This is a genomic window from Pseudomonas sp. DR208 (genome assembly GCF_019823005.1).
Lineage (GTDB): Bacteria > Pseudomonadota > Gammaproteobacteria > Pseudomonadales > Pseudomonadaceae > Aquipseudomonas > Aquipseudomonas extremorientalis.
Genome location: NZ_CP081944.1, coordinates 2768095 through 2789077, shown reverse-complemented (window position 1 = coordinate 2789077; position 20983 = coordinate 2768095). Strand labels below are relative to the sequence as shown.

Below are 20983 nucleotides of genomic sequence, written 5' to 3'. Positions count from 1 at the left end.
TTCAGACTCGCTCGATGGCGCGCTCGCCGAACAGGCCGGCGGGGCGGATATACAGGAAGGCCAGGGCCAGAACATAGGCGAACCATGGCGTGATACCGCCGCCGATCAACGGGCCGATGTACACCTCGGCAAGGTTCTCCGCCGCGCCGACAATCAGCCCGCCGACAATCGCCCCGCCAATCGAGGTAAAGCCGCCGATGATCAACACCGGCAATGCCTTGAGCACCACCAGCGACAACGAGAACTGCACCCCCTGGCGCGCGCCCCACAGCAGCCCGGCCACCAGCCCGACGATGCCGGCCACCGCCCAGACGATCTGCCAGATGCGGTTGAGGTTGATGCCGATGGACAGCGCCGCCGTGGTGTCATCCGCCACCGCGCGCAGCGACACGCCGATGCGGGTCTTGTTGAACAGCAGCGCCAGCACCGTCACCAGCACCACCGCAGCGGCGGCAGCGATCAGGTCGAACTGGCTGAGCATCAGCGGGCCGACGAACAGCGGTACGTCGTCGATGCCCAGGTCCAGCGCCCGCACCTGGGAGCCCATCAACCCCTGGGCCAGGCCTTCGATAATGAACGACAGGCCCAGCGTGGCCATGAACAAGGTGATCTGCGAACGGTTCACCAATGGCCGCAGCACCAGGCGCTCGATCAGCAAGGCGCCGACACTCATCACAATCACCGTGAGCAGCAACGCCAGGGCAAACGGCACGCCCTGGTCATGCAGGCTGACGAACGTCAGTGCAGCAAACAGCAGCATCGCGCCCTGGGCAAAATTGAACACGCCACTGGCCTTGTAGATCAGCACGAAGCCGATGGCGACCAACGAATACATGGTGCCGGCGAGCAGGCCGCCGAGCAGGGTTTCAAAGAAAAACGTCATCAGTGCACCACTCCCAGGTAAGCCGCGATCACCTCGGGGTTGGCCTGCACTTGCGCCGGCGTGCCGTCGCCGACCTTGCGCCCGTAGTCGAGCACCACCACATGGTCGGACAGGCCCATGACCACGCCCATGTCGTGTTCGATCAACACCACGGTGGTGCCGAGGTCGCGGTTGACGTCGGCAACGAAGCGCGCCATTTCCTGTTTTTCCTCGGCGTTCATGCCGGCCATGGGCTCGTCCAGCAGCAACAAGCTCGGCCCTGCGATCAACGCCCGGCCCAGTTCCACACGTTTTTGCAGGCCGTAGGACAGGTTGCCCACCAGCACATCGCGGTGGGCTTGCAGCTCCAGGAATTCGAGAATGCCTTGGGCGCGCAACCGGAACGCTTCGGCTTCCCGGCGTGCGCGAGGCAAGCCCAGGGCCTGTTCGATAAAGCTGCTGCGCATATGCCGCGACAGGCCGGTGAGGATGTTATCGAGCACGCTCATCTTCTTGAACAGCGCGTTGTTCTGGAACGTGCGCCCAATGCCGCGGCGCGCGGCGCCCAACGGATCGATACGGTGGAAGTGCTGGTCTTCGAAGACAATCTCGCCGGCATCGAAGCGATACACGCCATTGAGCACATTGAGCAGCGAACTCTTGCCGGCACCATTCGGCCCGATCAACGCGCAGATCTCGCCGCGCAACACCTCGAAGGACAAGGCATTGATCGCCTTGACCCCCTTGAACGACAGCGAGATATCCCGCACCTGCAAAATGGCCTGGCTCATGCGATGTCCCGTTTGAATTCCGCCAGCCACACCGGTGAAGGGGCGGCTTTGACGGGTTGCCAGATGTACGCCAGGCGCTGGAAACCCAGGAGCCGGCGCACGCGGTTTTTCAGCAGGCGCCGCAGGCCGCTTTGCGGGTGGGCGATGGCCCAGTCGCATAAGCGTCGGCGCCAGGTGCCGTGGGGCGCCAGGCGGCTTTCGATCTCGTCGGCCAGGTGCTGCAAGCGTGCGGGCGACAACAGCAGGCCGGTGGGTGCGACTTCGCTGCGGTCGCGCCGCGCCGAGGCCAGGCTTTCAGGGAAGGCCAGACCGTGACCGCTGTTCAGCCATTGCTCCAGCACCACCGCCAGACCGCCCTGCCAGTGGGTGCCCTCTTCGCTCCACAACAGGGTTTCACCCGTGGGCTGCCACCAGCGTGCCAAGTGTTGCGTCGGCGCCAACGGGCCGAGCAACTGCGCAAAATCCAACAAGTTGGCCGACTGCCAGTGCCGCGCAGTCTGGCGGCACTGCACATAGGAATGGGTCGGGCGAATGCGCCACAGGTGGTGTTGCAGCGCCTCGGGCTCCAGGTCATCGGCCAGGGTCAGCACCTGCGCGCCGATGGATTGCGCCGCCAGGGCCAGCAACAGCAGGTTCGGCTCGAACGCCCCGCTGAGGGCCAGCCGCGATTGCTCGCTGACCCCCTGCTGGCGCAAGCCATCGGCCAGGCGCTCCACATCGCGCAAGGCGTCGATCCAGCGCCATGCGTACCACTGCCCCTGGCGCTTGTGGCGCAGGGCGGTGTGCAGCGGCGTGATCTGCGCCCAGTGGCGCAGTTGTTCCAGAGCCTTGGGCAGGTGGCCGAGCCATTCGGCGGGCCACTCCACGGCCAGTGGGCGTTTGAGTTCGTGCACGCTCATAGGGGTAGTGCTCCTATTGGTGTGTGTGCGTGCGGTGGTCCGCTGGCTGGATTATTTGGATCAACACCGATTTACTGTGGGAGGGGGCTTGCCCCCGATGGCGGTGTGTCAGTCACAAGTGCTTTGACTGGACTGCCGCTATCGGGGGCAAGCCCCCTCCCACATTGGTTATGTGCGCGTCAGATAAATTGCGGTAGCCGGCACCAGGGTGGTTGGAGGCCAACCTTGCGCCGTCGCCAAACAACTTCTCGCGCAACGTGCCCTGGGCATACTCGGTCTTGTACACCCCGCGCTTCTGCAACTCCGGCACCAGCAGGTCCACGGCGTCGATGAAGGTCTCGTGGGTCAGGGCGTAGGCCAGGTTGAAGCCGTCCACATCGGTCTCTTCGACCCATTCCTGCAACAGGTCCGCGACGGTTTCCGGGCCGCCGACGAACAGCGGGCCAAAGCCGCCGATACCGACCCAGTCGGCCAGCTCATTCGGGGTCCAGACCTTGTTCGGATCGGCCGTAGAGAACGCCTCTACCGCCGATTGAATGGCGTTGGTATGCACGTGCCTGAGTGGCTCATCCGGTTTGAATTGGCTGAAGTCGATGCCGGTCCAGCCGGAAATCAGCGCCATGGCGCCTTCATAGCTGACATAGGATTTGTACTCCTCGAACTTGGCTTTGGCCTTGGCATCGGTTTCGCCGACGATCACCGTCTGCAAGTTGAAGATCAGGATTTTCTTCGGATCGCGCCCGGCTTCGGCCGCACGTCGGCGGATGTCGGCCACGGTCTTTTTCAGCAGCACCTTGGACGGCGCGGCAACGAAGACGCACTCGGCCTGTTCGGCGGCGAACTGCTTGCCACGGCTCGACGCGCCCGCCTGGTAGAGCACTGGCGTGCGCTGCGGCGACGGTTCGCAGAGGTGAATGCCGGGCACCTGGAAGTGTTTGCCGACGTGGCGGATCTCGTGGATCTTGCTCGGGTCGCTGAAAATCCGCCGTTCGCGGTCACGCAACACGGCGCCCTCCTCCCAACTGCCTTCCCAGAGTTTGTAGCAGACCTCCAGGTATTCCTCGGCGTAGTCGTAGCGCGCATCGTGCTCGGTCTGGGCCTTCTGGCCGAGATTCTTGGCGCCGCTTTCCAGGTAGGAGGTGACGATGTTCCAGCCGATGCGGCCCTTGGTCAGGTGGTCCAGGGTCGAGAGACGGCGGGCGAACGGGTACGGATGTTCGAACGACAACGAAGCGGTCAGGCCGAAGCCCAGGTGTTCGGTGACCAAGGCCATCGGTGCGATCAGCGACAGCGGGTCGTTGACCGGCACTTGGGTGGCCTGGCGAATCGCCGCGTCGCCGTTGCCGTTGTACACGTCATAGATGCCCAGCACGTCGGCGATAAACAGGCCGTCGAACTTGCCGCGTTCAAGGATCCTGGCGAGGTCGGTCCAATATTCCAGGTCCTTGTACTGCCACGAACGGTCACGCGGATGCGCCCACAGGCCCGGCGACTGGTGGCCGACACAATTCATGTCGAAGGCGTTCAAGCGGATTTCACGGGACATCAAAGCACTCCGTTGAGGTGGTAATTGCCGACGATCTGGTACTTCGTACGCAGCGGGTCATCAAGGCTCGACGGCAGTGCGGTGCGTTGGCCGGTGAGTTCGAACTCGGCGTTGCTCGCGGCGATCAGCGCCTCTGCGGCGGCGATTTGCGCTTCGGTCAACGCCACCGGGCCTGGATGGGTTTCGGCGCGTTCAAACAAGGCCGCGGCCACATCGACGCGAATCTGCAAGTCGCCGAAGCGGCTGATCACGTAGGGGTCAGTGCTGTTTTCAACGTGACGGCGGGTGCTGTCCAGCAGTTGGCGCGCAAGGGTCAGTGCAGTCATGGGTGAGGTTCCTCAGTTCCAGGCGTGGCGCGCAGGTTTTACGCCGTTGAGCACATAGTTGCCGATCAGGTGGTATTTCCAGCGCGCCGGGTCGTGCAGAGTGTGGGTGCGTGCATTGCGCCAGAAGCGGTCGAGGTTGTGCTTGCCGGTGACCGAGCGGGTGCCGGCCAGTTCGAACAGTTTGCTGCTGGCGAGCAAGGCGGTTTCGGCAGAAAGGACTTTGGCTTGGGCGACCACCAGTGAGGCGTGGGCGACGCTGTCTTCGCCGGGCTCGGCGAGGGCGCGGTCCACGGCTTCCCCCGCTTTGGCGAGGATGGCTTCGGTGCCGTGCACGCGCCATTCCAGGTCGCCGATGGCGGCGATGGTGAACGGGTCCTGCCAGCCGTGATCCTGTTGGCTGTCGATCCAGGGCCGCGCCTGGCGTGCGTAGATTTTCGCCTGCTCCAACGCGCCAACGGCAATACCGGTATCGACCGCCGCCTGAATGATCTGCGAGATCGGGCCGTTGGCAGTGGGCTGGTCGAAGGCCAGGTGGGCCGGGATTACCGCGCTCAAGGGCACGCTGACGCCATCGAGGGTCACGCCGCCGCTGGCGGTGGTGCGCTGGCCGAAGCCGTCCCAGCTGTCGATCACGTTCAGGCCGGGCGCGTCGCGTTCGACAAAGGCAATAAAGGCCTGGCCGTCTTCATTGTTGCCGACGGTGGGCACCAGATGGGCGAACAGCGCGCCGGTGCAGTAGAACTTCTCGCCGTTGATTTGCGCGGTGTCGCCATGGAAGCGAATCTGCGTGTCGAAGGTGCCGGCGTTCTTGCTCTTGGCTTCGGAGAAGGCGTTGCCGAAGCGATAGCCCTGGAGGACTTTGCCGAAGTAGTACCGTTTTTGTGCCTCGGTCGCGGTTTGCAGCAGGATGTCCACCACGCCCAGGTGGTTCTGCGGAATCTGCCCCAGGGACGGATCGGCGGCGGAGATCAGCTTGATTACCTCGGCCACGGTCACATAGGACACGCCTGCGCCGCCGTACGCTTTGGGAATAGTGATGCCCCACAGGCCGCTCGCGGAGAACTCGTCGAGCTCGGCCACCGGCAGGCGCCGCTCACGGTCGCGCGCACTGGCCTCGACGGCAAAGCGTTTGGCCAGGCGCGTGGCGACCTCGATGGCTTCCGCGTCCGAGCGGATGATATGGGCAGGGTGTTGAGGGTGGGCTGACATGGGCCGACTCCAGGCTCCGAGGGGATTACCTGGGTGATTGCAGGAGTCGTGCCTGAATGTGACAGTCCATGAAACCGGCTGATTGCCTTGTAGAAAACGGAGCAACACATCACTGAAATCAGCAAACTGCCTGACAAGTGTTGCTCCAGCAACAGTCTCCTGTTGATTAAAATGTGGGACTGACGCTTATTAAAATTTTAATCCTCGATCGTATACACAGCTTCTGCCGAGTGGTTAACATTGTTGACGATATAGCTGGCGGTAGCAGTCGTTGCGGGAGAAGCAAAGAGCGCATCAAAAAGTTTAAATTCAAGCATCTGGTCGATATCAGTGACCGTCGCTTGCGAGAAGAAAATCCATTGACCATCGGTAGAAACCTGAACATAAACCACGTCCCCAACTGCAATCCCTGGATACAGCGGTATGCAGAGCCGTGCTCTGTTACCTGCAATTGCTGCACGAGAAATAACATTGTTACTTGAGGGCACAATAGAGGGGGCAGAAAGCAGGTCAGAGCGAGATACTAGAATTCCGTTCATTAATAAATCCTCACTAATTAAAGTCAAAGGTGCGCCCTGCCGTATTTGGTACGAATATCGATTTTAAAACCACTGTACAAAAACAAGGCAAGTGAAACTAAAGCGCCCTTCAAATATAAACAGGGAACTCAAAAAAGTAAGCTGTGAACTTTGACAGTTGACAAACTAAATAACGACATTCCGTACAAACTTTACTGCGACGCCCCCATCATTGCGATAGGCATGAGGCTGATGGCTGGCAAACATGAAAAACTCGCCCGTACCAATTGTCTTGTCTTCACCTGCCAACACCAGAGTCAAGCAACCCTCAAAGACAAACAGCTGCTCGCTCCAGCCTTCAAGGTCTGGGTCCGGGCAGTAGCGATCGCCAGGTTCAAGGCGCCACTCCCAGAGTTCGACTTCACGCCGCGCCGTGGCCTTGGCCAGCAACACCGCCTTGCTGCCGGGAATTTCACCGGCCCAGGCCAGCTCATTGATACGGCTATGGTCACGCACATCCGGCGCCTGGATCAGGTCGCTGAAAGCCGCGTCCAACGCTTCGGCCACGCGGTCGAGGGTGGACAGGCTGACGTTCTTTTCCCCCGCCTCGATGGCCACCAGCATGCGCCGGCTGACCCCGGATTTTTCCGAGAGCGCGGTCTGGCTGAGGTCGGCGGCATGGCGCAGGCGACGGACGTTCTGGCTGACGTGCTGCAGGACCGAAGCCCGGTGGGGATTTTCTTTGTGCACTATATTGCTCAATGGGTGGGTGTGCGCAGTATACTGCCCAGCGTGCGGCGCATTGTGCGGTCCGTGCCTTTCCCTTGCAAGACCGAGCCGCCATGACCACCCCGACCGCCTCCCCACGTTTCAACCGTTTCAGCAAAGCCGAATGCATCCTGGTGGTGATCACCATGATCTGGGGCGGCACGTTTTTGCTGGTGCAACATGCGATGACGGTCAGTGGGCCGATGTTTTTTGTCGGTTTGCGCTTTGCGGCCGCAGCGATTGTGGTGGGGTTCTTTTCCTTGCGCACGTTGCGCGACCTGACGCTGTTCGAATTGAAGGCCGGGGTGTTTATCGGTGTGGCGATCATGTTTGGCTACGGGCTGCAAACCATTGGCTTGCAGACCATCTTGAGCAGTCAATCGGCGTTTATCACCGCGTTATATGTGCCGTTCGTACCGCTGTTGCAATGGCTGGTGCTGGGCCGGCGCCCGGGGTTGATGCCGAGCATCGGTATTATGCTGGCGTTTACCGGCTTGATGCTGCTGACCGGGCCGGCGGGGGCTTCGCTGAATTTCAGTCCCGGTGAAATCGCCACGTTGATCGGTGCAGTGGCAATCGCAGCGGAGATCATCCTGATCAGCGCCTTTGCCGGGCAGGTGGACGTGCGTCGGGTGACCGTGGTGCAACTGGCCACGGCGTCGTTGCTGTCGTTCCTGATGGTGGTGCCAATGGGCGAGGCGTTGCCGGGGTTTTCGTGGTTGCTGCTGTTCAGCGCGGTGGGGCTGGGCTTGACCAGTGCGGTGATCCAGGTGGCGATGAATTGGGCGCAGCAAAGTGTTTCGCCGACCCGCGCCACGTTGATTTATGCCGGTGAGCCGGTGTGGGCCGGCGTGGTCGGTCGGATCGCCGGGGAACGCTTCCCGCCGATCGCGATGGTGGGGGCGGCGTTGATTGTGTTGGCGGTGATTGTCAGCGAGATGAAGACCAAGGGGCAGAAGGCCCTGGAATTGCGCGATGAGAGGGAACAGGAACAGCAGGGATAAGGTCCGAATACTTGCAGTGGCTGTCAGATCGCCATCGCGGGCAAGCCCGGCTCCCACAGGGGGGGCGGTGTCGCTTGCCCGAATCGGGTTACCTGAAACAATGCCAAATGGGCGATTTCGGCTTAGCTTGTAGGATCCTGCCACATCTTGCCGTTTGGTGATCGTGAAAGCGGCACGTATGATGCATCCCAAACTCCCGCAGATTAGAAGCCTATGTCCCTGATAGTTCTACTGCTTCTGCCGTTCATTGGCAGCTGTCTGGCGGCCTTGCTGCCGCACAATGCACGTAACACCGAATCCCTGCTGGCCGGCCTGGTGGCCCTGGTCGGCACTATTCAAGTCGCCCTGCTCTACCCCCAGATCGCCCACGGTGGCGTGATCCGCGAAGAATTCATGTGGTTGCCCAGCCTCGGGCTGAACTTAGTGCTGCGCATGGATGGGTTTGCCTGGCTGTTCTCGATGCTGGTGCTGGGCATCGGCACGCTGGTGTCGCTGTATGCGCGCTATTACATGTCGCCGGACGATCCGGTGCCGCGCTTCTTCGCGTTTTTCCTGGCCTTCATGGGGGCCATGCTCGGGCTGGTGATCTCCGGCAACCTGATCCAGGTCGTGTTCTTCTGGGAACTGACCAGCCTGTTCTCGTTCCTGCTGATCGGCTACTGGCACCACCGCGCCGATGCGCGCCGTGGGGCGTACATGGCGCTGATGGTCACCGGCGCCGGCGGCCTGTGCCTGCTGGCGGGCGTAATGTTGCTGGGGCATATCGTCGGCAGCTATGACCTGGACCAGGTACTGGCGGCGGGCGAGCAGATCCGCGCGCATTCGCTGTACCCGGTCATGCTGGCCCTGGTGCTGATCGGCGCCTTGAGCAAAAGCGCGCAGTTCCCCTTCCACTTCTGGCTGCCCCACGCGATGGCGGCCCCTACGCCGGTGTCGGCGTACCTGCATTCGGCAACGATGGTGAAGGCCGGCGTGTTCCTGCTGGCCCGCCTGTGGCCGTCGCTGTCCGGCAGCGAAGAATGGTTCTGGATCGTCGGCGGTGCCGGCGCCCTTACCCTCCTCCTCGGCGCTTACTGCGCCATGTTCCAGAATGATCTCAAGGGCCTGCTGGCCTACTCCACCATCAGCCACCTCGGGCTGATCACCTTGCTGCTGGGTCTCAACAGCCCGCTGGCGGCCGTCGCAGCCGTGTTCCACATCCTCAACCACGCCACGTTCAAGGCTTCGCTGTTCATGGCCGCGGGCATCATCGACCATGAAAGTGGCACGCGGGACATCCGCAAGCTCAGCGGGCTGGTGCGGTTGATCCCGTTTACCGCGACCCTGGCGATGGTGGCCAGTGCGTCCATGGCCGGCGTGCCGTTGCTCAATGGTTTCCTGTCCAAAGAGATGTTCTTCGCCGAAACCGTGTTCATCACCTCGACGGCCTGGGTGGAGTTCGCCCTGCCGTTGATCGCGACCATCGCCGGTACCTTCAGCGTGGCCTACGCCCTGCGCTTCACCGTCGACGTGTTCTTCGGCCCGACCGCGACCAACCTGCCGCACACTCCCCACGAACCGCCACGCTGGATGCGCGCACCGGTCGAGTTGCTGGTGTTCACCTGCCTGCTGGTGGGGATCTTCCCGGCCCAGGTGGTCGGCTCGATCCTCGCCGCCGCCGCGCTGCCGGTAGTGGGTGGCGTGCTGCCGGAATACAGCCTGGCGATCTGGCACGGCTGGAACGCACCAATGATCATGAGCCTGGTGGCCATGTCCGGCGGCGTGGTGCTGTACCTGCTGCTGCGCAAGCAACTCAAGCGTGGCCGCTTCAAGTACCCGCCGGTGATCAGCTACTTCAACGGCAAGCGCGGCTTCGAGCGCAGCCTGGTGGTGATGATGCGCGGCGTGCGCAGGATCGAGAAACGCATCAGCACCAAGCGCCTGCAGACCCAATTGTTCCTGCTGGTGCTGGTGGCGGTGATCGGCGGCATGATCCCGATGCTCAACAGTGGCCTCAGTTGGGGCGACCGCCCGAAGATCCCGGGCTCCATCGTGTTCGTCACCCTGTGGCTGCTGGCGATTGCCTGTGCCCTCGGCGCCGCCTGGCAAGCCAAGTACCACCGGCTGGCGGCCCTGACCATGGTCAGCGTGTGCGGCCTGATGACCTGCGTGACCTTCGTATGGTTCTCGGCGCCGGACCTGGCGCTGACCCAGTTGGTGGTCGAAGTGGTGACCACCGTGCTGATCCTGCTCGGCCTGCGCTGGCTGCCACGGCGGATCGAAGAGGTGTCGCCACTGCCCAGCTCGCTGCGCAAGGCGCGCATCCGTCGCCTGCGTGACTTCCTGTTGTCGACCGTGGTGGGCGGTGGCATGGCGTTGCTGTCCTACGCGATGCTGACGCGCCAGACGCCCAACGATATTTCTTCGTTCTACCTCAGCCGCGCCCTGCCCGAAGGCGGCGGCAGCAATGTGGTGAACGTGATGCTGGTGGACTTCCGGGGCTTCGACACCCTGGGCGAAATCACCGTACTCGGCGCCGTGGCGCTGACGGTGTACGCCCTGCTGCGGCGCTTCCGCCCGTCAAAAGAGAGCATGGAGTTGCCGCCGCAACAGCGCCAGTTGGCGCCGGACGTGGCCACCGACCTGGTCAACCCGCGCCAGGCCAGCGACACCGCCCTGGGCTTCATGATGGTGCCGGCGGTGCTGGTGCGCCTGCTGCTGCCGATTGCGCTGGTGGTGTCGTTCTACCTGTTCATGCGCGGCCACAACCAACCGGGTGGCGGGTTTGTCGCCGGGCTGGTGATGTCGGTGGCGTTCATCCTGCAATACATGGTCGCCGGTACGCAGTGGGTCGAGGCGCAGATGAGCCTGCGGCCGATGCGCTGGATGGGCTTCGGGCTGCTGTCGGCAACCCTGACCGGGCTCGGCGCGCTGATTGCCGGCTACCCGTTCCTCACCACTCACACCTGGCATTTCAGCCTGCCGCTGCTCGGCGATATCCATATCGCCAGCGCGCTGTTCTTCGACGTCGGCGTGTACGCCATGGTCGTCGGCTCGACGCTGCTGATGCTCACCGCCCTCGGTCACCAGTCCGTGCGGGCCCATAAACCGAGCAACCAGGCCAAAGTGGTTGCCGCAACGGAAGGAGCCGCCTGATGGAAGAAGTCATCGCAATTGCCATTGGAGTCCTGGCGGCTTCCGGCGTCTGGTTGATCCTGCGGCCACGGACCTTCCAGGTGGTGATGGGCCTGTGCCTGCTTTCGTACGGCGTCAACCTGTTCATTTTCAGCATGGGCAGCCTGTTTATCGGCAAGGAGCCGATCATCAAGGACGGCGTGCCGCAGGACCTGCTCAACTACACCGATCCGCTGCCCCAGGCCCTGGTGCTTACGGCCATCGTGATCAGCTTCGCCATGACCGCGTTGTTCCTGGTGGTGCTGCTCGCCTCCCGGGGCCTGACCGGCACCGACCATGTGGACGGCCGGGAGCCCAAGGAATGAATTGGGTGAATCAACTGATCGTCGCACCGATCCTGCTGCCGTTGCTGACCGCCGCGCTGATGCTGATGCTTGGCGAAAAGCGCCGCCCGCTCAAGGCGAAAATCAATCTGTTCTCCAGCGTCATCGGCCTGGGCATCGCCATCCTGCTGCTGTACTGGACGCAAAAAGGCGGCCCAGGCTCGATTGGGGTTTACCTGCCGGGCAACTGGCAGGTGCCATTCGGCATTGTGCTGGTGGTGGACCAACTCTCGGCGCTGATGCTGGTACTCACCGGGATCATCGGCGTGAGTGCGCTGCTGTTCGCCATGGCCCGTTGGGATCGTGCGGGCACCAGCTTCCACGCACTGTTCCAGATCCAGATGATGGGGTTGTACGGCGCCTTCCTCACGGCGGACCTGTTCAACCTGTTCGTGTTCTTCGAAGTGCTGCTGGCGGCCTCCTATGGCCTGATGCTGCATGGCTCCGGGCGTGCGCGGGTGTCTTCGGGGTTGCATTACATTGCGATCAACCTGTTGGCGTCTTCGCTGTTCCTGATTGGCGCGGCGATGATCTACGGTGTCACCGGCACGCTGAACTTCGCTGACCTGGCGCTGAAAATCCCGCTGGTGCCGGAGGCCGATCGCGGCCTGTTGCATGCCGGTGCGGCGATCCTGGCGACGGCGTTCCTGGCCAAGGCCGGCATGTGGCCGCTGAACTTCTGGCTGGCGCCCGCCTACTCCTCGGCCAGTGCGCCAGTGGCGGCGATGTTTGCGATCATGACCAAGGTCGGCGTGTACACCGTGCTGCGCCTGTGGACGCTGCTGTTCTCCGGCCAGGCCGGTGCTTCGGCGCTGTTTGGCGGGGATTGGCTGGTGTATGGCGGCATGGCGACCATCATTTGCGCGGCGCTGGCGATGGTGGCGGCGCAGCGCCTGGAGCGCATGGCCAGCTTAAGCATCCTGGTGTCGGCGGGGATCTTGCTGTCCGCCGTCGGTTTCGCCCAACCAAGCCTGACGGCGGGCGCGCTGTTCTATCTGGTCAGTTCCACCTTGGCCTTGAGCGCGCTGTTCCTGCTGGCTGAATTGATCGAACGGTCACGCTCGGCCAACGACCTGCCGCTGGACGAAGAGATCGATGCGTTGCCCAAGGCCATGGAATCCCTGCACCCGCGCCCTGGCGTCAACCTCGATGATGAGCAGCAAGCCGTGGTCGGCCAGGTGATTCCCTGGACCATGGCGTTCCTGGGCTTGAGCTTTATCGCCTGCGCCCTGCTGATCATAGGTATGCCGCCGCTCTCCGGGTTTATCGGCAAGCTCAGTCTGTTGAGTGCGCTGGTCAATCCGCTGGGCCTGGGTGTGAGTATTGACGAACCGATCCGGCCAGCCGCCTGGGGCTTGGTGGCGTTGTTGATTCTCTCCGGCCTGGCCTCGTTGATTGCCTTCGCACGCTTGGGCATCCAGCGCTTCTGGACCCCGGAAGAACGCCCTTCGCCGCTACTGCGTCGCTATGAATGCGTGCCGATTTTCTTCCTGCTGGGCTTGAGCATCCTGCTGACCTTCAAGGCGGAACCACTGCTGCGCTACACCCAGGCCACTGCCGTGAGCCTGAACAACCCCGAGCACTATGTGATGGCGGTGATGGCCACGCGTCCGGTGCCGAGCCCCGAAGCCCAGGCCGCCGCCCTGGAGGTGCAACCATGAAGCGATTGTTCCCTGCTCCGTGGCTGTCCCTGGCGCTGTGGGTGCTGTGGCTGGTGCTGAACCTGTCGGTCAGCCCGGGCAACCTGCTGCTGGGTGCACTGCTGGGCTTTCTTGCGCCGCTGCTGATGGCACCGTTGCGACCACTGCCGATCCGCATCCGTCGCCCCGGCGTGATCATCCGCCTGTTTTTCCTGGTGGGCCGTGACGTGATCGTCTCCAACCTGCAAGTGGCCTGGGGCGTGCTGACCTGCGGCTCCCGCCCACCGCGTTCGCGCTTCATCAGGATTCCCCTGGACCTGCGCGACCCCAACGGCCTCGCCGCGCTGTCGATGATCACCACCGTGGTGCCCGGCACCATCTGGTCGGAACTGGCGCTGGACCGCAGCATCCTGCTCTTGCACGTATTCGACCTGGACGATGAGGCGCCCTTCATCGAGCACTTCAAGACCACCTACGAACGGCCCCTGATGGAGATCTTCGAATGAGCGCGCTGCTCTCCAATGCGATCCTGTTCAGCCTGTTCCTGTTCTCCCTGGCCATGGTGCTGACGCTTATCCGCCTGTTCAAAGGCCCGTCAGCCCAGGACCGGGTACTGGCGCTGGACTACCTGTACATCCTGGCGATGTTGATGATGCTGGTGCTGGGTATCCGGTATGCCAGTGACACCTACTTTGAAGCGGCGCTGCTGATCGCGCTGTTCGGCTTCGTCGGCTCGTTTGCCCTGGCGAAATTCCTGCTGCGTGGGGAGGTGATTGAATGATGCCGTTATGGATGGAAATCGTCGTGGCCGTGCTGCTGGTGCTCAGCAGTGTATTTGCATTGATTGGCGCGATCGGGTTGCTGCGCATGAAGGACTTCTTCCAGCGCATGCACCCGCCGGCACTCGCATCGACGCTGGGAGCGTGGTGTGTGGCGTTGGCGTCGATCATTTATTTTTCGGTGCTCAAGTCCGGGCCGGTGTTGCACGGGTGGTTGATTCCGATTCTGCTGTCGATCACCGTGCCGGTGACCACGTTGCTGTTGGCGCGCACGGCGTTGTTCCGCAAGCGCATGGCTGGGGATGATGTACCCGCCGAAGTCAGCAGCCGCCGCTGAGTCCTCAGAAACAAAAAGGTCCAAATGTGGGAGGGGGCTTGCCCCCGATAGCGGTGGGTCAGCTACGGATATACTGGCTGACACACTGCCATCGGGGGCAAGCCCCCTCCCACATTTTGAACTGTGTCAGGCGAAAGATCGGATTCTGGTCGCCAGTTCAGCCAATTCGGCATCATCCGCCCGCACATGGTCATGGGACGAGATATAGCCTTCATACGCCTCGAAGAACTTGTCCACCTTCGAACTCAACGGCTTGAAGGTACTGTCGCCGCCGGTTCCATGCATGGGAAACAGCTTCGCATGCAGGTGATCCACGCCATACCCTTCCAAGATCATCCCGGTGCGCGCCACATCGGGAAACGCACGGTCGATCTGAAGCGCGGTTTTCTTCGCTGCAACGGCAAGCCCGGCCAACACCTCATCCGACTGCGCAAACGCATAGCTGCCGTAGTGCTGCTTGGGGATCACCACACTGAACCCCGGGGTGTTGGGGAAGATCGACAGGAAGGCCATGTGCTGTTCGTCTTCCCACAGGATGTGCGCCGGGGAAGTCTTTTGGACGATGCTGCAGAAAATACACGTCATTCGAGTCTCCATCAGTGGTTCTTGGTGCCCTTCAAATAGCACAACTTCCATTACAAGATAGGCGAGCCAAACCTGCGAAACCGTGGCATCCAATCACCCAGAATCTGTGCCGACGCCAGCACATGATGCGCCCGCCCAATCAACAGCCGACGCGGCACAACGCCGATATACCGTGAGTCATCGCTGTTATCGCGATTGTCCCCCAGCATGAAGTAACTGCCGGCCGGCACCACCACCGGCCCGAAACTGCGCATCGCTCGCACCGTCGGCATGAACTGCACCGTGCGCTGCCGGTTGGCCGCCAACTCGTTCAGCTTGATTCCTGGCACCGTATGGCCGGGCAGGATGGGTTCGCTGATGTCCTGCGCGTCGCTGTAGGTGGCAGGCACGCCGTTGACCCACAACACCTCATCTTTCATTTCCAGGGTGTCACCGGGAATGCCGACGATGCGCTTGATCAGACGCATGCCGTCCTTGGGCGACGAGAACGTCACCACATCACCGCGCCGGGGGTTATCGAGCTTGACCAGGGAAATGTCCGTGAGCGGCAGCTTGAGGTCGTAGGCCACCCGGTTCACCAACACTACATCGCCCTCCAGCAAGGTCGGGCGCATGGAGCCGGAGGGAATGGGATTCCAGTCCGCCAGGGAGGTACGGAAAACGCCGAAGCACAACCAGAAAATGATTGCGTAACGGTAACGGATCAACCAACTTCGCATACATCCTCGCACGGCAGACAGGGGCATCAGGGTTGTTTCCCAGACGCCCGGTTGTTACACGCGAGGATTAAATCAACATTAGCGTCCAAGCGCACAAAAAGGAGTTTTCGCCATGGATATCAAATGCTCAGTGTTTATCGCCGCCAGCGTCGACGGCTTCATCGCCCGCCCGGACGGCGATATCGACTGGTTGCACCGGCCGGAGTATGAAACCGCCGAGTTGAACGGTGTGACTTATGAAGGCTTTGTCGCCACGGTGGATGCGCTGGTGATGGGACGCAAGACCCTGGAGAAGGTGTTGTCCTTTGCGGAGTGGCCCTATGAGGGTATCCCGGTGATTGCCCTGTCTCGCCAGCAGTTGCAGATTCCGACACATCTGGAGGGCAAGATCGAGGTCATGGCGGGAGACGTGACCACACTGGTGGCAACGTTAGCCGAGCGCGGTATGAAGCACCTTTATATCGACGGTGGCCAGACGATCCAGGCGTTTCTTGAAGCGGGCCTGATCGAGGAGTTGATCATCACACGCATACCAGTGTTGCTGGGCAAAGGCGTTTGTTTGTTCAGCCAGATGGGCAGCGAGCAAGAACTTCGTCATCTCGGCACGTATGTATCGGACAATGGATTTGTGCAGAGCCGCTATCAAGTATCGCTGTCGTAGCAATTGCAAAGCCAGCGTGCAATGGAGGTGGGCGAATCGATATATGGCAGACACTCTGTTATCGCGACATAGGTATCAGCACAACTTTCAATATCGCGCGTAACTGTAGCGAGCGGGCTTGCCACAGGGCGCTCATCACCCGCCCTGCCAGCTACCACAGTCGATCGAATAAGCCGTTAAACCGATGTGCAAAAAAACGCCCCGAACCAGTCGGGGCGTTTTTCATTCAGCGTTTACCAATCAAGCCTGATCAGCCAACCGCCACGTCGTCCCACCCTTCCCGTCTTCCAACACCACGCCCATGGCGGTGAGTTGGTCGCGGAGTCGGTCGGATTCCGCCCAGTCCTTGTTGGCACGTGCAGTCAAACGCGCCTGTATCAGCGCATCCACCTCAGCCGCATCCACGCGCCCTTCGGCACCGGCTTGCAGGAAATCCTCAGGCTTCATTTGCAGAACCCCCAGCACGCTGGCCAGTTCTTTCAAGCGCGCCGCCAGACCCGCCGCCGCATCAAGATCGCTCTCACGCAAACGGTTGATCTCGCGCACCATTTCGAACAGCACCGCGCAGGCTTCCGGAGTGCCGAAGTCGTCGTTCATCACTTCGGTGAAGCGTGCGACGAAGGCTTCGCCGCCGGCCGGCGCCACGGCCGGCAGGCCTTTCAACGCGTGGTAGAACCGCTCCAGGGCGCCCTTGGCGTCCTTGAGGTTGTCTTCCGAGTAGTTGATGGCGCTGCGGTAGTGGCTCGATACCAGCAGGTAACGCACAACCTCGGGGTGGTACTTTTCCAGTACGTCGCGGATGGTGAAGAAGTTGTTCAAGGACTTGGACATCTTCTCGCCATTGATGCGGATCATGCCGCAGTGCATCCAGGCGTTGGCGTAAGTCTTGCCGGTGGCGGCTTCGCTCTGGGCGATTTCGTTTTCATGGTGCGGGAACTCGAGGTCGCTGCCGCCGCCATGAATGTCGAAAGTCTCACCCAGGCAGCAGGTGGACATCACCGAGCATTCGATGTGCCAGCCCGGACGTCCGGCGCCCCATGGCGACTCCCAGCTCGGCTCGCCGGGCTTGGTGGCTTTCCACAGCACGAAATCCAGCGGGTCTTGCTTGGCTTCGTCGACTTCGATGCGGGCGCCGATGCGCAGGTCTTCGATTTTCTTGCGCGACAGCTTGCCGTAGCCCATGAACTTGGCGACGCGGTAGTACACGTCGCCATTGCCCGGCGCGTAGGCGTAACCCTTGTCGATCAGGGTCTGGATCATCGCGTGCATGCCCGGGATGTGATCCGTGGCACGCGGTTCCATGTCCGGCTTGAGGATGTTGAGGCGGGCCTCGTCCTCGTGCATCGCGGCGATCATGCGCTCGGTCAGCGCGTCGAACGACTCGCCATTTTCGTTGGCGCGGTTGATGATCTTGTCGTCGATGTCGGTGATGTTGCGCACATAGGTCAGGTCATAGCCGCTGAAACGCAACCAGCGGGTCACCAGGTCGAAGGCCACCATACTGCGGCCGTGGCCGATGTGGCAGTAGTCGTACACGGTCATGCCGCACACGTACATGCGCACCTTGTTGCCGTCCAGCGGCTTGAAGACTTCTTTGGTCTTGCTGAGTGTGTTGTAGATCGTTAACACGACAATTCCCTTAAGACAGAATCACTGACCCCACGAATCACGCAAGGTCACGGTGCGGTTGAATACCGGGCGACCTGGTTTCGAGTCCTTGATATCCGCGCAGAAGTAACCTTCGCGCTCGAACTGGAAACGGTCTTCCGGCTGTGCTTCACCCAACGAGGGTTCGGCACGACAACCCGTAAGTACTTGCAGGGAGTCAGGGTTGATGTTGTCGAGGAAACTGGCGCTGTCTTCAGCCTTTTCAGGGTTTGGCGAGCGGAACAGGCGATCGTACAGACGCACTTCGCACTCGATGCTGGCCGCCGCCGGGACCCAGTGGATCACGCCCTTGACCTTGCGGCCTTCGGGGTTCTTGCCCAGGGTTTCCGGGTCATACGAGCAACGCAGTTCGACGATGTTGCCATCGGCGTCCTTGATTGCTTCGTCGGCACGGATCACGTAGCTGCCGCGCAGGCGCACTTCGCCGTTTGGCTCCAGGCGCTTGTAGCCTTTTGGCGGTTCTTCCATGAAGTCATCGCGGTCGATGTAGATTTCACGGGCGAACGGCAGCTTGCGCACGCCGAGTTCTTCTTTTTGCGGATGACGCGGCAGTTCAAGGTGGTCGACCTTGTCTTCCGGGTAGTTGGTGATCACGACCTTCAACGGGCGCAGCACGCACATGGCACGTGGGGCGTTGGCGTCGAGGTCCTGGCGGATGCTGAACTCGAGCATGCCGTAGTCGACCACGCCGTCGGAACGGTTGGTGCCGACCATCTCGCAGAAGTTGCGGATCGACGCCGGCGTGTAGCCGCGACGGCGGAAGCCCGAGAGCGTCGACATGCGTGGGTCGTCCCAGCCGTGTACGTGCTTTTCATCGACCAGTTGCTTGAGCTTGCGCTTGCTGGTGATGGTGTAGTTCAGGTTCAGGCGGCTGAACTCGTACTGACGCGGGTGCGCCGGCACCGGCAGGCTGTCGAGGAACCATTCGTACAGCGGGCGATGGCTTTCGAACTCCAGGGTGCAGATCGAGTGGGTAATACCTTCGATGGCGTCCGACTGGCCGTGGGTGAAGTCGTAGTTCGGGTAGATGCACCACTTGTCGCCCGTCTGGTGGTGATGGGCGTGGCGGATGCGGTACATGATCGGGTCGCGCAGGTTCATGTTCGGCGAGGCCATGTCGATCTTGGCGCGCAGTACGCGGGCGCCGTCCGGGAACTCACCGGCGCGCATGCGGGCGAACCAGTCGAGGTTCTCTTCTACCGAACGGTCGCGGAACGGGCTGTTCTTGCCCGGCTCGGTCAGGGTGCCACGGTATTCCTTGGCCTGCTCCGGGGTCAGGTCGTCGACGTAGGCCTTGCCGGCCTTGATCAGCTCGACGGCCCAATCGTGCAGTTGGTCGAAGTACTGCGAGGCATAGCGCACTTCACCGGACCATTCGAAACCCAACCACTTCACGTCGCTTTCAATGGCGTCGATGTATTCCTGGTCTTCCTTGGCCGGGTTGGTGTCGTCGAAACGCAGGTGCGTGACGCCACCGAATTCCTGGGCCAGGCCGAAGTTCACACAGATCGACTTGGCGTGACCGATGTGCAGGTAGCCGTTGGGCTCTGGCGGGAAGCGGGTGACGATCTGCGTGTGCTTGCCCGAATCCAGGTCCGCCTGGATGATCGGGCGCAGGAAATTGACCGGGACGGCAGGTCCGGCCTTGGAATTCGAGGTAGGGTCGACAGTGGGCTTGCTCATAGGATCCTTGAACAGACAAGTACGTGGCCGGGCTAGGCCGACAAAACAAAGGGCTTATCATAGCTGATGCTGTCAAGCCGCTGACAGGGTTGCGGTGCATTTAACGCACCAGTGGTAAAAAACCACCTCGAAATTCCTGCAGGTCACGCTAAACTGCGCGCCTTGGCCGCAGTTTCGCCATACCGGTCGTGGTGCCCCGGGCACCCAAACCCACGAATTCCCTGAAAAGAGTAGCCAACATGACTCAAGTCAAACTGACCACCAACCACGGTGACATCGTCATCGAGCTCAACGCCGAGAAAGCGCCGATCACCGTCGCCAACTTCATCGAGTACGTGAACGCCGGCCACTACGAAAACACCGTTTTCCACCGTGTCATCGGCAACTTCATGATCCAGGGCGGCGGTTTCGAGCCTGGCATGAAAGAAAAGAAAGACAAGCGCCCAAGCATCCAGAACGAAGCGGACAACGGCCTTTCCAACGACAAGTACACCGTCGCCATGGCCCGTACCATGGAGCCGCATTCGGCCTCCGCGCAGTTCTTCATCAACGTGGCCGACAACGCCTTCCTGAACCACAGCGGCAAGAACGTGCAGGGCTGGGGCTACGCTGTATTCGGTAAAGTCACCGAAGGCCAGGACGTCGTCGACAAGATCAAAGGCGTGCAGACCACCGGTAAAGCCGGTCACCAGGACGTTCCGGTAGAAGACGTGATCGTCGAGAAAGCCGAGATCGTTGGGTGATATTGCTGATTTCAGATTTGCATCTGATCGATACGCGCCCGGACATCACCCGGGCGTTTCTGGATCTGCTCCACGGCCGCGCCCGTGGCGCCCAGGCGTTGTACATTCTGGGGGACTTCTTCGAAGCCTGGATTGGCGACGATGGGATGACACCGTTTCAGCGCTCCATTTGCGCAGCCCTGCGCGAACTGAGCGACAGCGGCACTCCGATTTTCATCATGCACGGCAATCGCGATTTCCTGATCGGCAAGGCGTTCTGCAAAGCGGCAGGCGCCAGCTTGCTCAAGGACCCGAGTGTCGTCCAGCTCCATGGCGAGCCCGTGCTGTTGATGCACGGCGACAGCCTCTGCACCCGCGACGTCGGCTATATGAAGCTGCGGCGCATCCTGCGTAACCCGATCGTGCTGTTTATCCTGCGCCACCTTCCTTTGAGCACCCGCCATAAGCTGGCGCGCAAGCTGCGCAGTGAAAGCCGGGCGCAGACGCGCATGAAAGCCAACGACATTGTGGATGTGACGCCCGAGGAAGTGCCGCGGGTGATGCAGCAGTTCGGCGTGCGCACCCTGGTCCACGGCCACACCCACCGCCCCGCCATTCACAAGTTGCAGATTGGCGACCAGGCCGCCAAGCGCATTGTGCTGGGGGATTGGGACAAGCAGGGCTGGGCGCTGCAGGTGGATGAGCAAGGGTTTCAGTTGGCGGCGTTTGACTTCGTCAATCCGCAATTGGCGTTGCCCGGCGCCTGAAC

22 protein-coding genes are annotated in these 20983 nt (G+C 61.6%); 10 read left to right on the top strand and 12 right to left on the bottom strand.

The window, feature by feature from the left end; genetic code table 11:
* Position 1: 1 nt before the first annotated feature.
* The 8 genes from K5K89_RS12625 to K5K89_RS12590 all read right to left on the bottom strand — a co-directional run bounded on the left by K5K89_RS12625 (position 2) and on the right by K5K89_RS12590 (position 6901).
* On the bottom strand, positions 2 to 883 hold the full coding sequence (locus K5K89_RS12625) for a branched-chain amino acid ABC transporter permease (protein ID WP_058423839.1): 882 nt from the start codon (positions 881 to 883) through the stop codon (positions 2 to 4).
* The gene (locus tag K5K89_RS12620) at positions 883 to 1653 is read right to left on the bottom strand and encodes an ABC transporter ATP-binding protein (RefSeq protein ID WP_071491954.1); all 771 of its coding nucleotides are present in this window, start codon (positions 1651 to 1653) and stop codon (positions 883 to 885) included. Before K5K89_RS12620 ends, K5K89_RS12625 begins: the two co-directional genes overlap by 1 nt.
* Positions 1650 to 2552, bottom strand: coding sequence for an AMP-binding protein (locus tag K5K89_RS12615; protein ID WP_071491955.1), 903 nt, complete (start codon positions 2550 to 2552; stop codon positions 1650 to 1652). Before K5K89_RS12615 ends, K5K89_RS12620 begins: the two co-directional genes overlap by 4 nt.
* A gap of 112 nt (positions 2553 to 2664) precedes the next feature.
* Positions 2665 to 4098 carry an LLM class flavin-dependent oxidoreductase gene (locus K5K89_RS12610; protein WP_071491956.1) on the bottom strand — a complete coding sequence of 478 codons (1434 nt, stop codon included), beginning with the start codon at positions 4096 to 4098 and terminating at the stop codon, positions 2665 to 2667.
* Positions 4098 to 4424 (bottom strand): acyl-CoA dehydrogenase, encoded by a 327-nt coding sequence (locus K5K89_RS12605; protein WP_071491957.1) that lies wholly within the window; start codon positions 4422 to 4424, stop codon positions 4098 to 4100. Before K5K89_RS12605 ends, K5K89_RS12610 begins: the two co-directional genes overlap by 1 nt.
* Positions 4425 to 4436: 12 nt before the next feature.
* A complete protein-coding gene (locus K5K89_RS12600; protein WP_222541531.1) occupies positions 4437 to 5633 on the bottom strand; it encodes an SfnB family sulfur acquisition oxidoreductase in 1197 nt (398 codons plus the stop codon).
* Between the two features lie 197 nt (positions 5634 to 5830).
* Positions 5831 to 6172: a hypothetical protein gene (locus K5K89_RS12595; RefSeq protein ID WP_222541530.1), complete on the bottom strand. Its 342-nt coding sequence runs from the start codon at positions 6170 to 6172 to the stop codon at positions 5831 to 5833.
* A gap of 165 nt (positions 6173 to 6337) precedes the next feature.
* Positions 6338 to 6901, bottom strand: coding sequence for a helix-turn-helix domain-containing protein (locus K5K89_RS12590; RefSeq protein ID WP_222541529.1), 564 nt, complete (start codon positions 6899 to 6901; stop codon positions 6338 to 6340).
* Positions 6902 to 6993: 92 nt separating this feature from the next.
* On the opposite strand from K5K89_RS12590, the gene K5K89_RS12585 reads away from it, so the two are divergent.
* The 7 genes from K5K89_RS12585 to K5K89_RS12555 all read left to right on the top strand — a co-directional run bounded on the left by K5K89_RS12585 (position 6994) and on the right by K5K89_RS12555 (position 14176).
* Positions 6994 to 7923 (top strand): DMT family transporter, encoded by a 930-nt coding sequence (locus tag K5K89_RS12585; protein WP_093123976.1) that lies wholly within the window; start codon positions 6994 to 6996, stop codon positions 7921 to 7923.
* A 213-nt stretch (positions 7924 to 8136) separates the two neighbouring features.
* Positions 8137 to 11058, top strand: coding sequence for a monovalent cation/H+ antiporter subunit A (locus tag K5K89_RS12580; protein WP_222541528.1), 2922 nt, complete (start codon positions 8137 to 8139; stop codon positions 11056 to 11058).
* Positions 11058 to 11402 carry a Na+/H+ antiporter subunit C gene (locus K5K89_RS12575; RefSeq protein WP_003192163.1) on the top strand — a complete coding sequence of 115 codons (345 nt, stop codon included), beginning with the start codon at positions 11058 to 11060 and terminating at the stop codon, positions 11400 to 11402. Before K5K89_RS12580 ends, K5K89_RS12575 begins: the two co-directional genes overlap by 1 nt.
* Complete coding sequence (locus tag K5K89_RS12570) at positions 11399 to 13081, top strand: monovalent cation/H+ antiporter subunit D (protein ID WP_071491962.1); 1683 nt, start codon at positions 11399 to 11401, stop codon at positions 13079 to 13081. Before K5K89_RS12575 ends, K5K89_RS12570 begins: the two co-directional genes overlap by 4 nt.
* A complete protein-coding gene (locus K5K89_RS12565; RefSeq protein ID WP_071493444.1) occupies positions 13078 to 13566 on the top strand; it encodes a Na+/H+ antiporter subunit E in 489 nt (162 codons plus the stop codon). Before K5K89_RS12570 ends, K5K89_RS12565 begins: the two co-directional genes overlap by 4 nt.
* Positions 13563 to 13841: a K+/H+ antiporter subunit F gene (locus K5K89_RS12560; protein WP_005789171.1), complete on the top strand. Its 279-nt coding sequence runs from the start codon at positions 13563 to 13565 to the stop codon at positions 13839 to 13841. The genes K5K89_RS12565 and K5K89_RS12560 overlap by 4 nt, the downstream gene beginning before the upstream one ends.
* On the top strand, positions 13838 to 14176 hold the full coding sequence (locus tag K5K89_RS12555; RefSeq protein ID WP_028616866.1) for a Na+/H+ antiporter subunit G: 339 nt from the start codon (positions 13838 to 13840) through the stop codon (positions 14174 to 14176). The genes K5K89_RS12560 and K5K89_RS12555 overlap by 4 nt, the downstream gene beginning before the upstream one ends.
* A 126-nt stretch (positions 14177 to 14302) precedes the next feature.
* On the opposite strand, the gene K5K89_RS12550 is transcribed toward K5K89_RS12555, so the two are convergent.
* Together K5K89_RS12550 and lepB are read right to left on the bottom strand one after the other, a co-directional pair.
* Positions 14303 to 14761, bottom strand: coding sequence for an HIT family protein (locus K5K89_RS12550; RefSeq protein ID WP_222541527.1), 459 nt, complete (start codon positions 14759 to 14761; stop codon positions 14303 to 14305).
* Between the two features lie 50 nt (positions 14762 to 14811).
* Positions 14812 to 15480, bottom strand: a complete 669-nt coding sequence (lepB, locus tag K5K89_RS12545) for a signal peptidase I (protein ID WP_222541526.1) — start codon at positions 15478 to 15480, stop codon at positions 14812 to 14814.
* Positions 15481 to 15592: 112 nt separating this feature from the next.
* Between lepB and K5K89_RS12540 the strand changes: the two genes are divergently transcribed.
* A complete protein-coding gene (locus tag K5K89_RS12540) occupies positions 15593 to 16141 on the top strand; it encodes a dihydrofolate reductase family protein (protein WP_092244903.1) in 549 nt (182 codons plus the stop codon).
* 240 nt (positions 16142 to 16381) lie between these two features.
* Here K5K89_RS12540 and cysS read toward each other — a convergent pair whose 3' ends face one another.
* Together cysS and K5K89_RS12530 are read right to left on the bottom strand one after the other, a co-directional pair.
* A complete protein-coding gene (cysS, locus tag K5K89_RS12535) occupies positions 16382 to 17770 on the bottom strand; it encodes a cysteine--tRNA ligase (protein WP_222541525.1) in 1389 nt (462 codons plus the stop codon).
* 21 nt (positions 17771 to 17791) lie between these two features.
* On the bottom strand, positions 17792 to 19492 hold the full coding sequence (locus K5K89_RS12530; RefSeq protein ID WP_222541524.1) for a glutamine--tRNA ligase/YqeY domain fusion protein: 1701 nt from the start codon (positions 19490 to 19492) through the stop codon (positions 17792 to 17794).
* A gap of 239 nt (positions 19493 to 19731) precedes the next feature.
* Between K5K89_RS12530 and K5K89_RS12525 the strand changes: the two genes are divergently transcribed.
* Together K5K89_RS12525 and lpxH are read left to right on the top strand one after the other, a co-directional pair.
* The gene (locus tag K5K89_RS12525) at positions 19732 to 20235 is read left to right on the top strand and encodes a peptidylprolyl isomerase (RefSeq protein WP_010209496.1); all 504 of its coding nucleotides are present in this window, start codon (positions 19732 to 19734) and stop codon (positions 20233 to 20235) included.
* A complete protein-coding gene (gene lpxH, locus K5K89_RS12520) occupies positions 20232 to 20981 on the top strand; it encodes a UDP-2,3-diacylglucosamine diphosphatase (RefSeq protein WP_222541523.1) in 750 nt (249 codons plus the stop codon). Before K5K89_RS12525 ends, lpxH begins: the two co-directional genes overlap by 4 nt.
* Positions 20982 to 20983: the final 2 nt, after the last annotated feature.

Coding starts and splice junctions, on each gene's coding strand:
- K5K89_RS12550 (WP_222541527.1), bottom strand. CDS start 14,761: ATGACGTGTATTTTCTGCAGCATCGTCCAAAAGACTTCCCCGGCGCAC.
- K5K89_RS12615 (WP_071491955.1), bottom strand. CDS start 2,552: ATGAGCGTGCACGAACTCAAACGCCCACTGGCCGTGGAGTGGCCCGCC.
- K5K89_RS12600 (WP_222541531.1), bottom strand. CDS start 5,633: ATGTCAGCCCACCCTCAACACCCTGCCCATATCATCCGCTCGGACGCG.
- K5K89_RS12530 (WP_222541524.1), bottom strand. CDS start 19,492: ATGAGCAAGCCCACTGTCGACCCTACCTCGAATTCCAAGGCCGGACCT.
- K5K89_RS12585 (WP_093123976.1), top strand. CDS start 6,994: ATGACCACCCCGACCGCCTCCCCACGTTTCAACCGTTTCAGCAAAGCC.
- K5K89_RS12560 (WP_005789171.1), top strand. CDS start 13,563: ATGAGCGCGCTGCTCTCCAATGCGATCCTGTTCAGCCTGTTCCTGTTC.
- K5K89_RS12540 (WP_092244903.1), top strand. CDS start 15,593: ATGGATATCAAATGCTCAGTGTTTATCGCCGCCAGCGTCGACGGCTTC.
- K5K89_RS12575 (WP_003192163.1), top strand. CDS start 11,058: ATGGAAGAAGTCATCGCAATTGCCATTGGAGTCCTGGCGGCTTCCGGC.
- K5K89_RS12555 (WP_028616866.1), top strand. CDS start 13,838: ATGATGCCGTTATGGATGGAAATCGTCGTGGCCGTGCTGCTGGTGCTC.
- K5K89_RS12580 (WP_222541528.1), top strand. CDS start 8,137: ATGTCCCTGATAGTTCTACTGCTTCTGCCGTTCATTGGCAGCTGTCTG.
- K5K89_RS12620 (WP_071491954.1), bottom strand. CDS start 1,653: ATGAGCCAGGCCATTTTGCAGGTGCGGGATATCTCGCTGTCGTTCAAG.
- K5K89_RS12570 (WP_071491962.1), top strand. CDS start 11,399: ATGAATTGGGTGAATCAACTGATCGTCGCACCGATCCTGCTGCCGTTG.
- K5K89_RS12595 (WP_222541530.1), bottom strand. CDS start 6,172: ATGAACGGAATTCTAGTATCTCGCTCTGACCTGCTTTCTGCCCCCTCT.
- lepB (WP_222541526.1), bottom strand. CDS start 15,480: ATGCGAAGTTGGTTGATCCGTTACCGTTACGCAATCATTTTCTGGTTG.
- K5K89_RS12610 (WP_071491956.1), bottom strand. CDS start 4,098: ATGTCCCGTGAAATCCGCTTGAACGCCTTCGACATGAATTGTGTCGGC.
- K5K89_RS12565 (WP_071493444.1), top strand. CDS start 13,078: ATGAAGCGATTGTTCCCTGCTCCGTGGCTGTCCCTGGCGCTGTGGGTG.
- K5K89_RS12525 (WP_010209496.1), top strand. CDS start 19,732: ATGACTCAAGTCAAACTGACCACCAACCACGGTGACATCGTCATCGAG.
- K5K89_RS12625 (WP_058423839.1), bottom strand. CDS start 883: ATGACGTTTTTCTTTGAAACCCTGCTCGGCGGCCTGCTCGCCGGCACC.
- K5K89_RS12605 (WP_071491957.1), bottom strand. CDS start 4,424: ATGACTGCACTGACCCTTGCGCGCCAACTGCTGGACAGCACCCGCCGT.